Genomic DNA, 13,663 nt, shown 5'->3' with positions numbered 1-13,663 from the left:
ATCTGCACCTATCCTAGTGTTTTATCGTGTTTATATGCGGCCCAAAGAAGGCATAGCAACTTGTTCATCACTATAGCCTAACTGAAAAATCTTGTAATACAAAAGTTAACAAAAACTTTAGAATTTATTTGGCAAAAAGGCAGGGTGTGCCATGTTTTTCTTGGTATTGTTTGACCCAAGTCTCATGTGCTTCAAGCTCTTCTGCAGAAGGGTGAATTACCGCCAGTTCAATATTCAGTGCTTGACGCTGACTTTGCCCATTTTGTTGTTCACTATGCGATAGGGCATCCATATCAAAGGAAACCTGACCACCCGTCATAGCCAGGTAAACGTCGGCTAGAATTTCAGCATCCAGTAAGGCACCATGGAAGGTACGGTCACGCTGTGGAATTTCGTAACGGCGAACTAAGGCATCAAGTGAGTTTTTTTGCCCCGGATGCTTAGATTTGGCCATCGCGAGGGTATCTGTCACCGCACAAACTTCAGAAAGCGCAACAAATCCTGCACGCTTGAACTCCATGTCTAAGAAGTTCATATCGAAGCTTGCATTATGCGCAATGATTTCCGCACCTTTGAGATAGGTGAATAAGGTGTCAGCAATCTCTTGATACAGCGGTTTATCTTTTAAAAAGTCATCAGAGATACCGTGGACATTTTCAGAATCGCCCACAGGTTTTTTCGGGTTGATGTAGATATGAATAGAGCTGCCTGTGAGCTTTCGATTGACCATTTCAATCGCACCAACTTCAATAATGCGATCACCATCTTGATAATAAAAACCTGTAGTCTCTGTATCGAGGATGAGCTGTCGAGGTCCAAAGACCTCAACCTTACGTGGAGTAATCACAATTTGTGGATGTTGTTTGAGTTGTGTTAAATCCACACTTGCCACAACTTCAGGCGTTTGTTCAATAGAAGGCACTGTTGTAGCAAGTTCTGGTTCAGCGACTAAACTTGGCTCTTGTTCTGCAACGTCTATTTCACTTTCGGTTAAATCTTCGCTGTCATCGGCTTCTTCGTCATCAAAACCCAAACCAAAAGGGTCGTTTAACAACCAGTCGGGTTCAACTTTTTTTTTATCTACAGACGGTTCTGTTGTCGTTGTTTTAGACTGACGAAGTTGAGCCTGTGTTTGATCGGCACCGAGGTTTGCCAATTGATCTGCCATTTCATTACCTTCATGACCTGCATGGCCTTTGACCCAGTGCCAGTCGATATCACGGCCTTGGCAGGCTGCATCGAGTTTTTTCCACAAATCTGGATTTTTAACGTCTTTCCAGTTTTTCTTTTTCCAACCTGTAATCCACTCGGTAATGCCGCGTTTGACATAGGTTGAATCTGTCCAGACTACCAACTTCGCGTCGGTTGGACAAAAAAGAATGCCTTCAATGGCCGCGGTGAGTTCCATACGGTTGTTGGTGGTGTTGTCTTCACCGCCACACAGTTTATGTTCTTCAGTTTCTGTAATAATGTACGCGCCCCATCCCCCAAGACCAGGGTTTCCACGACAAGCACCATCGACATACAGGGTAATTGTTTGTGACATACACAACTTCCGTAAACTGAAAATTAAAACTAAGCGGGCACCATTGTATAACGCAAATGCACTAGAGAAGTGTATAAGATGCAGCTTTTTTAATTTCTTGTAACATTTATACTGATTTCAAGTTAAATTAACGCCTTGTGTCTGCGGCGTGCTTTACTACAATGGCAGATCTAAAAAATAAATTTTATACGAGTTGTTTGGATTTTCTTATGTATAAGTCAGCTGCCATTTTTGGCCAACCGATGTTACCGACATTATTTAAAATTACAGTACTCGGTTCAGCACTCGCGACACTTGGACTGGCTGGTTGCTCCTCGACGCAAAGTGCAACGCAAACATCTAAATCCAAACAAGTCGGATCGAACTACTTAGACGCAAATAGCCTAGATTCTTTAGAAGATTTACTTTCTGCAACCGACATGCGTGCGGTGGAAGGGGATCGACTGTTGGTGTTAAAGCACGGTGACGTTTGGAAGCGTATGACCGTGGGCTTTAAAATGAACAGCGATCATTGGAATCCGCGTATTGATGCACAGCGTGGTTGGTTCATTTCACGCCAACCGTATTTGGATCGTTTAAGTGCACGTGCTTCACGTTATTTGTATCACACTGTTAAAGAAGCGGAGCGTCGCGGTTTACCAACAGAGCTGGCTCTACTGCCTGTGATTGAAAGTTCGTATGACCCTGCTGCAACCAGTAGTGCGGCTGCTGCGGGCTTATGGCAGTTTATTCCAAGTACGGGACGCATTTATGGCTTAAAACAAAGTAGCCAATACGACGGTCGCCGTGATGTGGTGGAGTCAACGCGTGCCGCGTATGAGTTCTTGGGCAGTTTATATAACCAGTTTGGTTCGTGGGAACTTGCACTAGCGGCTTATAATGCAGGTCCAGGCCGTATTCAACAAGCGATTAATCGTAATAAAGCCGCAGGTTTGCCGACAGATTATTGGTCGCTAAAACTGCCTGAAGAAACCATGAACTATGTGCCACGGTTCTTGGCGGTTGCACAGATCATTAAAAATCCAAATGCCTATAACATCAATTTACCGCCGATTGCGAACCGTCCGCACTTTAGAGAAGTCACTGTGGGCGCGGTGAGCCTAAACGAAGTCGCGTCGATTACTGGTTTAAGTCGTGCTGAGTTATACCAGCTAAACCCCGGGCACAGAGGTGAATCAATTGATGGCACGAGTCCGATGCGGATCTTAATTCCTGCAGATTTGAGTCCTTCAGTGGATGTACGTTTGAAAAAATTACAGGGTGGTTCAGGCGGCTTGTGGGCATCTGCAAATACCAAATTGCCTGAAAATAACCAAACGATTCAACCAAGCAAAGTTGAACCGCCGACCTTAAACACCAAATCGATCACACCATCGAAAACTACACCACCTGTTTTAGCGACGACTACAACAAAAACTATAGCAGCGAAGCCTGCTACTTCGTCTACAGTAACGTCGTCAAGCAGTGCAGCTATCTCTACACCGCCTCGTGGTTCAACACCTAAGGGTTCTAATGCCCTGGCTGCTTTTGCTGCCAATAGCGATATTCCAAGTGCGCCGCGTATTCCCGTTGCGGTGACGCCAGAGACCCCTGTGAAACCAGTTTCCGTTGAACCACCAATTTCAGCAGCAGAGCGTGAGCAGTTAACCGCAGCAATTCAAGCTGAAGGTCAAAGCAAAACTGTCGATGAAGTTCTGAAGCCGATTGCAACACAGGCTGAACAAGCTGAAGTGGTTGCTGAAATTCAGGCTTTAGCCCCTCAAGGGACAGAAATTGTAGATCCTTTGGATGGTAAAATTAAGCTCACCGCAATTCAAACCAGTCAGTCTGTGGCTGAGCTGCAAGGCAAAGAGTTAACCAAAGGTTTTGCTTATCCAAAGTCTGTGGCTGACAATACCCGCTTAGATTCAGATGAAGTGAAACGTAATCAAGGCAAGAACTTTGTTAAGACTGACTCTGAAATCGTAATTGTGCCGCCAAAAGGTAAACGTTCAACCTATACCGTACAACCAGGCGATACTTTGGCGCTGATTGCTGCCAAAAATGGGGTGAACTGGCGTGATGTGGCGAAATGGAACCAAATGGATGCCAATGCCACACTTTATGTCGGTACATCGATTTATTTATATGATGCAAAACCACCAGCTGAAAAAGTTGAAGTGCGTTCTACCGTGAAAGCTGAGACTAAACCCGAGAGTTATACCGTTCGTGCCAATGATACCTTAACAGGCATTGCGGATGAGTTTGGTTTAAGCTTAAAACAGTTGGCCGACTATAACGGTTTAAGCGTGACGAGTGGTGTACGTGTGGGACAAAAGCTTTCTTTGAAAGAAACAGCTCAATCCCGTACTAAATTCAACGATGAAAAAACCAGCAGTCCAACCAAAGTGGCAACCCAGTCTTATACCGTGAAACGTGGTGAATATCTGAAATTGATTGCAGACCGCTATGCGCTGTCAAATCAAGAATTGGCAGATTTAACACCGGGTTTAAATGCTGGCAGCAACCTGTTGGTTGGACAAAAAATTAATGTGCCACTCAATGATGTCAAAAGCTTAACGACAAGTAGTGCCAAAGCATCTCCAGTTAAAGCCGAGCCACAATTCAAAGTTGAAAGCTATAAAGTACAACGTGGTGATACTTTGTATAGCATTGCATCACAGTCGAAGATGAGCCTGTCGGAGCTGGCTGATCTCAACAATCTTTCAAGCAATAGCGGCCTGCAAGTAGGTCAAAGTATTAAGATCCCTGCAGGTTCAACCGTGCCAGATACTTATACCGTTCAGTCGGGGGACTCATTAACTGCAATTGCTTCGAAATATAATTTGGGTATGGATTATATTGCTGACCTCAACAATATGAGTCGTACAGCGGGCTTACGTGCAGGTCAAAAGCTCAAATTAACGGGTGAAATGCCTGCTGTTGAAACGCCGAAAACGGTCGAAAAACAAACTACTTCAACTAATAACTCAACCGATATTCACGTGGTGAAATCGGGTGAAACCCTAAATAGCATTGCGCGTAAATATCACTTGCAACTGAACTATTTGGCTGAATTGAACAACCTGAGCCGTACGGCGAATGTTCGTGTTGGTCAGCGTTTAAAAATTGAAGGTGATGTTGATTCAGCTCCAATCAAAACAGAAACAGTGGCAGCAAAACCACCAGCAACTTCAGGTCGGGCAACTGAAGCTTATAAAGTGAAGTCAGGTGAGTCGTTAAACTCAATTGCAAGCCGTGCTGGGATGTCGGTGTCAGAGCTTGCCACTTTAAATAACCTGAGTCCGCGTGCGGGCTTACAAGTTGGGCAGACCATTCAAATCCCAAAACTTATTTCGCAGTACACAGTGAAACGTGGTGATACCTTAATTGGACTGGCAAGTCGTTATGGTATGGACACTTCGCAATTGGCTGAGCTCAATGACATTAAACCGAATACGCAGTTGCGCATTGGCGATGTAATTAAGGTGCCGAACTAATATTGAGTTGAAATGCTATTTCAGAGAAAGCCCCGATGAAGGTTAGAACAACACTCTTGCTGTTCAGCCTTGTAGCGATTCCATTAAAGGCATGGTCTGCACTGCAGACCATGCCTTTTATTGCACCTTATGGTACGCCTAAATACAGCCAATTGGATCATCTGCCTTATGCCAATGTGCAGGCGCCAAAGGGTGGCGAATTAACACGTGCAGTCATTGGGAGTTTTGATAACCTAAACAGCATGAATGGTCGCGGTACTGCGGTTGAGGGAACCAACTATTTATTTGACTCACTTATGAGTAGTTCTTTGGATGAGCCTGCGGTGATGTATCCGTTGCTGGCAGAAAAGGTCAGCTATGACCCGAAAAACTTTAACGCGATCATTTTTCATTTAAACCCGAAAGCACGGTTTAGTGATGGCAGTATTGTTACCGCAGCCGATGTAAAGTTCAGTTTTGATATCTTTCAAACCAAGTCCAATTTTGGCTTACAGATGTATTTGTCAGATTTAACCAAGACAGAAGTGTTGTCCAAATACAGCGTCAAAATGCATTTTAAAACACGAAATAATGTGGAAATGCCTTTGATTGTGGCCAGAATGCCAATTTATTCAAAAAAAGACTGGCAAGGCAAAGATTTCAGTCAAACTTCAGTCAAACCGATTTTAGGTTCAGGCCCTTACCTCTTAGAAAAAATCAATGCAGGGCAGCGAGTTGTTTATAAGCGTAATCCAAATTATTGGGCCAGAGACTTAAAGGTCAATCAAGGGCGCTATAATTTTAACCGCGTGGGTTATGTGTATTATCGTAGCAAAGATATTGCTTTTACTGCGTTTAAGGCGGGTTTATATACTTTGCATGAGGAAGAGTCCGCACGACAATGGGTGACTGCTTATAACTTTCCCGCAGCGAAACAAGGTCTCGTTAAAAAATATCGATTTAAGCATTTCAATCCGATACCGACGCAAAGTTTTGTGTTTAATACCCGCCGTCAGCCTTTTCAAGATATTTATTTTCGCCAAGCTTTAACCTATGCCTACGATTTCGAATGGCAAAACAAGGCGATGTTCTATGGGCAATATCAACGCCTGCAAAGTTATTTCTCTAACAGTGAATTGGAGGCCAAAGGTGAGCCTTCGGCTGCGGAAATCAAAATCTTAAAGCCTTATTTAACGAAATTACATCCTGTGCAGCGCGATGGTGTTTTAAAGAATTGGCGTTATTCAGCTTCGGATGGATCGGGTTATAATCGAAATAATTTGCTTATCGCACGACAGATTTTATTAAAAAACGGCTATACATATAATGCCAAAGGGCAATTGTTGGATCGGAAGAACAAGCCGATTCAGTTTGAGTTTCTGATTCAGCCGAGTGATGCTGTGCGTGAAATTACGCCTTTTGTTCGCCATCTAAAGCGCCTAGGAATACAGCTGAGGATTCGACAGGTTGACACACCGCAGTATTATGAGCGGATGCGTACTCAAGATTTTGATATGACCCTACAAACGATGCCACAGTCTTTGACACCGGGCAAAGAACAGGTGCAACTGTGGGGCAGTGCTTCAGCCCATCAGGTGGGAAATTATAATTATTCGGGTATTCAAAATCCGGTGATTGATCAGATGATCCAACAGTTGATTCAAGCGCCTGATCGTAAGCAAGTGGTCGTTCAAACGCGTATTTTAGATCGCTTGTTGCGTGCGGGTTATTATCAGATACCGACCTATGGTAAAGCTGATCAATGGTATGCCTATTGGAACATGTATCAAAAACCGGCACGGAGTCCACAGTTGCATGTCGGTTTGGATTATTGGTGGAGTGATGCCAAACAGGCGAAAAAGGTGAGTCAGTATTTAGGTCGGGCAGCCAAGCCATAAGCAGACATAGGGGTTTTTGAGATGCGTATGTATATATTCAAAAGGCTGTTGCTGATCGTTCCGACCTTATTTCTGATTTTGCTGATCAATTTTGCTGTGATCCAAATTGCACCCGGTGGTCCTGTTGAGCAAGCCATTCAACAAGCGGAAGCTATGCAAACTTTGGGTAATCTGGGCGGTGCGGGTGGAGGCTCAAATGTCTACCAAGGCGCGCAGGGACTCAGTGATGAAATGCTCGCAAAGATCAAAGCACATTATGGTTTTGATCAGCCCATGCATATACGCTTTTTTGAAATGGTGAAAAATTATGCGCAACTGGACTTTGGCACGAGCTTTTTTAAAGACCAACCTGTTACAGCATTGATTAAGGATAAATTACCTGTATCCGTGTCCTTGGGGCTGTGGAGTGCTTTGCTAATTTATCTGATTTCGATTCCTTTAGGCATCAAAAAAGCCCGATTCCACGGTACGGTGTTTGATCAGTCTACATCGCTACTGTTGGCAATGGCCTATGCGGTTCCTGCGTTTATTTTTGCAATTCTCCTGATTGTCTTTTTTGCAGGCGGTTCTTATTTCCAATGGTTCCCCTTGCAAGGTTTGGTCTCGGAAAATTTTGCGGATTTGCCGCTATGGGACAAAATTAAGGATTATTTTTGGCACATGTCTTTACCGCTTTTGGCGATGGTGATTGGTGGTTTTGCCACAGTGACTTATCTCACCAAGTATTCGTTTATGGAAGAGCTCAGCAAGCCCTATGTGCTGACGGCACGTTCTAAAGGTCTGACTGAGACGCAAGTGTTGTATGGCCATGTTTTTCGCAATGCGATATTGATTGTTGTCGCGGGTTTACCAGAAGCTTTAATCGCTTACTTCTTTGTGGGCAATTTATTTATTGAGATCATTTTTAATCTGGATGGTTTAGGCCTATTGGGCTTTGAGGCTATTGTGCAGCGTGACTATCCTGTGATTTTTGGCACCTTATTCATTTTTACTTTGTTGGGCTTGCTGCTGCGTCTGATTGGCGATGTGTTGTATCAGTTGATTGATCCGCGAATACATTTTGATTCGCAAGGGAGAGGCTGATGTCCCCCATTTTACAGGCAGGTTTCAAACGATTTAAGCAAAATAGGCTCGGTCTTAGTTGTTGTATTTTATTTATCTGTGTTTTTGTACTGTCTTTAGCCTCAGAGTTAATCGCGAATGATAAACCACTATTGGTCAAGTATGAGCAGGATTTGTATTTCCCTGTATTGAAACACTATCCTGAGACGACTTTCGGCGGTGTTTTTGAGACTGAAACTGAATATAAAGACCCAGTAGTACAACAGCTGATTCAGGCAAAAGGTTGGGCCATTTGGCCGTTGATTCGATATTCATATCAAACACCCAATGTAGACTTGATAGTTCCTGTACCGTCACCGCCCACGATGCAAAATTGGCTCGGGACAGATGACCAAGGTCGTGATGTTTTGGCGCGAGTATTATATGGCTTACGTGTCTCATTGCTGTTCGGTTTTATTTTGACTTTCAGTTCAGCTGTATTGGGCATTGTGATTGGAGCAGTACAAGGTTATTACGGTGGTTGGGTCGATTTAATCGGGCAGCGTATTTTAGAAGTCTGGGGTGGTTTGCCCATGCTGTTCATGGTGATGATTTTAGTCAGCATGTTCAGCCCAAATATCTACTGGTTATTTTTAATCATGCTGTTATTCAGTTGGACGATTTTAGTTCCACTGGTACGTGCTGAGTTTTTAAGGGCCCGTCAGCTGGACTATGTCCGTGCCGCGCGAAGTTTGGGTGTGACCAACCGAGCTATTATTTTTCGGCATATTTTACCGAATGCGATCAGCTCTAGCCTGTCACAACTGCCTTTTATCTTAACTGCCAATATTACAGCGCTAACCGCACTGGATTTCTTGGGTTATGGCCTACCGCCTGATGCGGCATCATTGGGCGAGCTTTTGTTACAAGGCAAGAATAATTTAAATGCGCCATGGTTAGCACTGTCAGGCTTTTTCAGCTTGGCCATTGTGCTTGCATTGTTGATGTATATCGGGGAGGCTTTGCGCGATGCATTTGACCCTAGACGCCAATAGAACAGCCTCCATGCTTGAAGTGAATGCACTGTGCATTCAAAGTGCAGAACGGGTATTGGTCGATCAGCTCAGTTTTGAAGTACGTGCTGGGCAGACTTTAGCACTGGTTGGAGAGAGCGGTTCAGGAAAATCGGTCAGTGCTTTAGCCTTGATGGGGTTATTACCGAAAGCATTGCAAGTACATGGCTCAGTGCTGTTAGACGGAAAAAATCTCTTAAAGTTGAGCGATGTGCAACTTAGGTCGATTCGTGGGCAAAAAATCGCGATGGTTTTTCAAGAGCCAATGACCGCTTTAAATTCTTTGCATCGGGTGGAAAAGATCATTGCCGAGACTTTATGGTCACAGGGTTGGTCTAAAAAGAAAGCGCGGCAACGAGTGATTGCCTTGCTAGAGGATGTGGGTATTCCAAATCCAGAAAGTGTGTTACAGCGTTTTCCTTATGAGCTGTCTGGCGGGCAGCGTCAGCGGGTCATGATTGCCATGGCATTGGCACAAGAACCTGATATTTTGATTGCTGATGAGCCCACTACAGCACTAGATGTCATGCTGCAAGTTCAAATTTTAGATTTGCTAAAGTCTTTACAACAGCGCCATCGCATGGCCATGATTTTGATTAGCCATGACCTCAATTTGGTGAAACATTATGCTGATGATGTCGTGGTCATCCATCAAGGCAAGGTCGTAGAGCAAGGGGCTGTTGCGCAGATTTTTGAGCAGTCGCAGTCTGCTTATACTCAAAATTTACTCAATCATTCTTTTGGTCAAGCTATTAGCATACAAGATGCAGTACCTTTGCTCCGCTTAAAACAACTTGAGGTCAAATTTTCGATTAAAAAAGGCTGGTTTAATCGAACGACCCAGTATCTTGCTGCGGTTGAAGCTTTGGATTTGAGCTTGGCTCAAGGGCATTCTTTGGGAGTGGTGGGGGAAAGTGGTGCAGGCAAAAGTTCTTTAGCACTGGCTGTAGTAAGGTTGATTAAAAGTCGAGGGCAGATCCAGTTTGGAGAACATGATTTAAACCAACTCTCGCAAAAGGCATTACGTCCGCTACGTCGTGATTTTCAAATCGTGTTTCAAGACCCATTCGCAAGTTTGAACCCACGCATGAGTGTTGAACAAATCATTGCAGAAGGTTTGACTTTAAAGCCTTTGTCTTCGTTTGAGAGGACACAGCGTGTTGAGAATGTCTTAACTCAGGTGGAGTTGCCAGTCGCATTTAAAAGCTATTATCCACATGAGCTATCCGGTGGACAGCGGCAGCGTGTAGCTTTGGCACGAGCTTTGGTGCTTCAACCTAAACTATTGATTTTAGATGAACCGACTTCGGCTTTAGACCGAAGTACGCAGCGTTCAATTGTGGCGTTATTACGCCGTCTACAACACGAGCAGGGCATCAGCTATTTGTTTATTAGTCATGACTTACAAGTGGTGCGAGCACTCTGCCAACAGGTTTTGGTCTTGCGTCATGCCAAAGTGGTAGAGTTGCAAGCCACTGAACAACTTTTTGAGCAACCGCAGTCTGACTATACGCGTCAATTGATTCAAGCCAGTCAGTATCAGTAAAATTATTTTGCTAAATAAAAACTTAGATAATTTGACAAAATCAATTGTCAAATTATCTTGACTGTAGCTAAAAAATACATAGAGTAAAAACACTAAAAAATATTAAAGGATGAATTTTCATGAGCCAGCTTGCAAGCGCAATCGACATTGGGCAGGTCCATTTTAAAAATAAGATGATTAAAGGGGCGATGAGTGAAGCACTGGCCAATCATGCAGGCCAGCCCAATCATTTGCACTTAGGGTTGTATGAGGCTTGGGCAAAAGGAGGCCTAGGCTGTGCCATTACAGGCAATGTGATGGTGGACTTCCGAGCTAAAAATGAGCCGGGCGTGGTGGTGATTGAAAATGAGCGAGATTTAGAGCAATTAAAGCAATGGGCTGCGATTGGTAAACAATATGGCATGGTGCAGTTGGTGCAGTTGTCTCATCCGGGCCGTCAATGTCCTAAGGGCTTAAACAAAGAAACCGTTGCACCTTCAGCAGTACCGTTTAGTCCAGCTTTATCAATGAGCTTCGGAACACCGCGTGAGCTACGTGAAGACGAAATTTTAGATATTATCCAGCGCTTTGCAACTTCAGCTGCAGTCTGTGAAAAAGTGGGCTTTGAAGGCGTGCAATTACATGGAGCGCATGGTTATCTCATCAGTCAGTTTTTATCGCCGTTGACTAATAAACGCCAAGATCAATGGGGTGGCTCTGCTGAAAACCGTATGCGTTTTTTATTGGAAATTTATAAAGCGGTGCGTGCGGCAACGTCAGCGCAGTTTATTATTTCGGTGAAACTTAACTCGGCAGACTTTCAGCGTGGCGGAATCTCGGAAGAAGATGTAATCGCGACATTTAAAGCGATTGATACTGCTGGGATTGATTTGATTGAAATTTCAGGGGGCAGCTATGAAGCACCTGCAATGGCTGGGGTCAAACAAGAAAAACGTAAGGCATCGACCATTGCTCGTGAAGCTTACTTTTTAGATTTTGCTGAGAAAATTCGTGAGCAAGTCCAGTGTAAGTTGATGGTGACAGGCGGTTTCCGGACTGCGGCGGGTATGAATGCGGCACTGGAAAGTGGAGTATGTGATTTTATTGGAATGGCACGTCCATTTGCGGTAGAACCAGATATTACAGATCGTTTAATTGCAGGACAAGATGTACGTTATGCTGTCGATAAGATCAAAACAGGCATTTCAATGATCGATAAAATGGCGATTATGGAAGTGATCTGGTATGCCGCACAATTTAAGGATATCGCAGAAGGCAAACAACCGAACCCGAAACTATCACCGCTTAAAGTGTTTTTTAATTATTTAAAAGGCAATGTGAAAGCCGTGATTAAAGGGCAAGTCAATTCTAGGAAGTCCGCTTAGGTCAAGCCTCACTGCGTGATAGACCAATACTGTTCAAAATAAGAAGCAGACCATTGCCCATGTGCCATAGCAGCATTGAAGGCAGGTCTGCTTTGTATTTTGGTGAAATAGTGTTGAATGGCCTGATACTGAGCAAACTGCGGTGTGGCATAACTGGCCGCATAGAGTGGAAACCACATTAAGATATCGGCATAAGTAAACACATCGCCTGCAAAGTATGAATGCGTGCTTAAGTGAGTATCAATTTCTTTAAGTTGTCGATATAGCTCAGGGTTTAAATAAGCGTGATTGAACGTGCTTTGAAAGGTTAAACTCACAAAGCGCACAACAAAAGGTGTTTGTTGCTTAATGTGTTGGAAAACTTGTTTCAATGCCAAATTGGGCATGAGACTAGCATCGCTATAATGGCTATAAAAACAAAAGTTCCAATACTGTGTATGATCATGGGGAATAATCAACTTCTGGTGTAGTTGGCATAAATATTCTACGATTGCACTGCTTTCCGTAAGTCGTATCGTCTGAGCATCATGTGGAATGTCGAGCGTTGGAAATTTCAGATTCGTTTGTCTAGCTTGTGTTGCATCATACAGCTTGAGTTCATAAGACAGCTCAAGTTCCTCAATTAGCCAAAGAATACGCTGTGAACGTGAGTTCTGAAGATGATGTAAGATCATAAATATTTTTTAGCTCTAAGTGATTGGTTGGATCTATAAAAAGAAGAATAAAGGAAATCTAGGATGAAAAATAGAAATGTTGTGATTTTAAGTGCTGTTTCACTGTTGGTAAGCCCTCAACTGCTATGGGCGAATATGTCCTATCAAACAGGGGATATTATTTTTCACGTCTCAAAGTCTCAACAAAGTTTAGGGATACAAAAAGCGACCAAGTCTCGTTATAGCCATATGGGTTTAATTGTTCATAAAAATGGAAAAGCATGGGTTTTAGAGGCAGTTCAGCCTGTGAAATATACGGCACTTCAGCAGTGGATTGATCGCGGGGTTGAGCGGCATTATGTGGTGAAGCGCTTTAAAACGAATTTGACTGTTCAGCAAAAGCAGACGCTAATCAAAAACGCAGAACAATACTTAGGTCGGCCTTATGATCTTTATTTTGAGTGGGACAATCGTGCGCTATATTGCTCAGAAATAGTCTGGAAGGCCTATCATGATGCTTTAGGTATTGAGTTGGCTCCGTTATCCAAACTGAAGCAATTTGATTTAAGTTCGTCTGAAGTCAAGCAACTCATGCAACAGCGATATGGGCAAAACATTCCCTTGAATCAAACTGTGATTGCACCACAGGCTATTTTTGCCTCGACCGCTTTAGTTGAAGTTGATCGTAAATAGACCGGCAATAAAAAAGCCCAAGTCATAATGCTTGGGCTTTTTTATGAGATGATTTTAGAAAAATCAATCTCGAATATGGCGTCCCTACGGGGATTCGAACCCCGGTTACCGCCGTGAAAGGGCGATGTTCTAGGCCTCTAGACGATAGGGACAGTACAGAAGTGATGTTTTAAAACCGATTACTTTTGATCTTAAGTAATGGCGTCCCTACGGGGATTCGAACCCCGGTTACCGCCGTGAAAGGGCGATGTCCTAGGCCTCTAGACGATAGGGACTTAAGAAAACTTTACTTCTGAAATTGGCGTCCCTACGGGGATTCGAACCCCGGTTACCGCCGTGAAAGGGCGATGTCCTAGGCCTCTAGACGATAGGGACGTTTCAGAGGTGGGCG

Annotated in this window: 9 protein-coding genes and 3 tRNA genes; 7 read left to right on the top strand and 5 right to left on the bottom strand. The window is 43.8% G+C overall.

Translation table 11 applies throughout. The features are described from left to right. Positions 1 to 124: 124 nt before the first annotated feature. Positions 125 to 1,546: a DNA polymerase III subunit epsilon gene (dnaQ, locus tag RR876_RS01710; protein ID WP_332477542.1), complete on the bottom strand. Its 1,422-nt coding sequence runs from the start codon at positions 1,544 to 1,546 to the stop codon at positions 125 to 127. Between the two features lie 209 nt (positions 1,547 to 1,755). On the opposite strand from dnaQ, the gene RR876_RS01705 reads away from it, so the two are divergent. The 6 genes from RR876_RS01705 to RR876_RS01680 all read left to right on the top strand — a co-directional run bounded on the left by RR876_RS01705 (position 1,756) and on the right by RR876_RS01680 (position 11,926). Further along, the gene (locus RR876_RS01705; RefSeq protein WP_332477543.1) at positions 1,756 to 5,025 is read left to right on the top strand and encodes a LysM peptidoglycan-binding domain-containing protein; all 3,270 of its coding nucleotides are present in this window, start codon (positions 1,756 to 1,758) and stop codon (positions 5,023 to 5,025) included. A 35-nt stretch (positions 5,026 to 5,060) separates the two neighbouring features. Next, positions 5,061 to 6,902 carry an extracellular solute-binding protein gene (locus RR876_RS01700; RefSeq protein WP_332477544.1) on the top strand — a complete coding sequence of 614 codons (1,842 nt, stop codon included), beginning with the start codon at positions 5,061 to 5,063 and terminating at the stop codon, positions 6,900 to 6,902. Between the two features lie 21 nt (positions 6,903 to 6,923). Further along, positions 6,924 to 7,985: a microcin C ABC transporter permease YejB gene (gene yejB, locus RR876_RS01695; RefSeq protein ID WP_332477545.1), complete on the top strand. Its 1,062-nt coding sequence runs from the start codon at positions 6,924 to 6,926 to the stop codon at positions 7,983 to 7,985. After that, the gene (locus RR876_RS01690; protein WP_332477546.1) at positions 7,985 to 8,998 is read left to right on the top strand and encodes an ABC transporter permease; all 1,014 of its coding nucleotides are present in this window, start codon (positions 7,985 to 7,987) and stop codon (positions 8,996 to 8,998) included. The genes yejB and RR876_RS01690 overlap by 1 nt, the downstream gene beginning before the upstream one ends. Beyond that, positions 8,973 to 10,562: a dipeptide ABC transporter ATP-binding protein gene (locus RR876_RS01685; RefSeq protein ID WP_332477547.1), complete on the top strand. Its 1,590-nt coding sequence runs from the start codon at positions 8,973 to 8,975 to the stop codon at positions 10,560 to 10,562. Before RR876_RS01690 ends, RR876_RS01685 begins: the two co-directional genes overlap by 26 nt. Positions 10,563 to 10,681: 119 nt before the next feature. Continuing rightward, on the top strand, positions 10,682 to 11,926 hold the full coding sequence (locus RR876_RS01680; RefSeq protein WP_332477548.1) for an NADH:flavin oxidoreductase/NADH oxidase family protein: 1,245 nt from the start codon (positions 10,682 to 10,684) through the stop codon (positions 11,924 to 11,926). An 8-nt stretch (positions 11,927 to 11,934) separates the two neighbouring features. On the opposite strand, the gene RR876_RS01675 is transcribed toward RR876_RS01680, so the two are convergent. Beyond that, positions 11,935 to 12,600, bottom strand: a complete 666-nt coding sequence (locus RR876_RS01675) for a glutathione S-transferase (protein ID WP_332477549.1) — start codon at positions 12,598 to 12,600, stop codon at positions 11,935 to 11,937. 63 nt (positions 12,601 to 12,663) lie between these two features. Here RR876_RS01675 and RR876_RS01670 point away from each other — a divergent pair, with 63 nt between their 5' ends. Further along, positions 12,664 to 13,272 (top strand): YiiX family permuted papain-like enzyme, encoded by a 609-nt coding sequence (locus RR876_RS01670; RefSeq protein ID WP_332477550.1) that lies wholly within the window; start codon positions 12,664 to 12,666, stop codon positions 13,270 to 13,272. A 76-nt stretch (positions 13,273 to 13,348) separates the two neighbouring features. On the opposite strand, the gene RR876_RS01665 is transcribed toward RR876_RS01670, so the two are convergent. From RR876_RS01665 to RR876_RS01655, 3 genes are all read right to left on the bottom strand, one after another. Then, positions 13,349 to 13,424: transfer RNA gene (locus RR876_RS01665), tRNA-Glu, on the bottom strand. Between the two features lie 47 nt (positions 13,425 to 13,471). Then, a tRNA-Glu gene (locus RR876_RS01660) sits at positions 13,472 to 13,547 on the bottom strand. A gap of 24 nt (positions 13,548 to 13,571) precedes the next feature. Continuing rightward, positions 13,572 to 13,647 (bottom strand) — tRNA-Glu (locus tag RR876_RS01655). Positions 13,648 to 13,663: the final 16 nt, after the last annotated feature.

Origin of the sequence: Acinetobacter sp., from assembly GCF_036666595.1 — a bacterium.
GTDB lineage: Bacteria > Pseudomonadota > Gammaproteobacteria > Pseudomonadales > Moraxellaceae > Acinetobacter.
This window is presented reverse-complemented; position numbering and strand designations above follow the sequence as displayed.

What these genes read in the sequence shown, in the direction of transcription:
- dnaQ (WP_332477542.1), bottom strand. Translation starts at nt 1,546, where the DNA reads ATGTCACAAACAATTACCCTGTATGTCGATGGTGCTTGTCGTGGAAAC.
- RR876_RS01705 (WP_332477543.1), top strand. Translation starts at nt 1,756, where the DNA reads ATGTATAAGTCAGCTGCCATTTTTGGCCAACCGATGTTACCGACATTA.
- RR876_RS01700 (WP_332477544.1), top strand. Translation starts at nt 5,061, where the DNA reads ATGAAGGTTAGAACAACACTCTTGCTGTTCAGCCTTGTAGCGATTCCA.
- yejB (WP_332477545.1), top strand. Translation starts at nt 6,924, where the DNA reads ATGCGTATGTATATATTCAAAAGGCTGTTGCTGATCGTTCCGACCTTA.
- RR876_RS01690 (WP_332477546.1), top strand. Translation starts at nt 7,985, where the DNA reads ATGTCCCCCATTTTACAGGCAGGTTTCAAACGATTTAAGCAAAATAGG.
- RR876_RS01685 (WP_332477547.1), top strand. Translation starts at nt 8,973, where the DNA reads ATGCATTTGACCCTAGACGCCAATAGAACAGCCTCCATGCTTGAAGTG.
- RR876_RS01680 (WP_332477548.1), top strand. Translation starts at nt 10,682, where the DNA reads ATGAGCCAGCTTGCAAGCGCAATCGACATTGGGCAGGTCCATTTTAAA.
- RR876_RS01675 (WP_332477549.1), bottom strand. Translation starts at nt 12,600, where the DNA reads ATGATCTTACATCATCTTCAGAACTCACGTTCACAGCGTATTCTTTGG.
- RR876_RS01670 (WP_332477550.1), top strand. Translation starts at nt 12,664, where the DNA reads ATGAAAAATAGAAATGTTGTGATTTTAAGTGCTGTTTCACTGTTGGTA.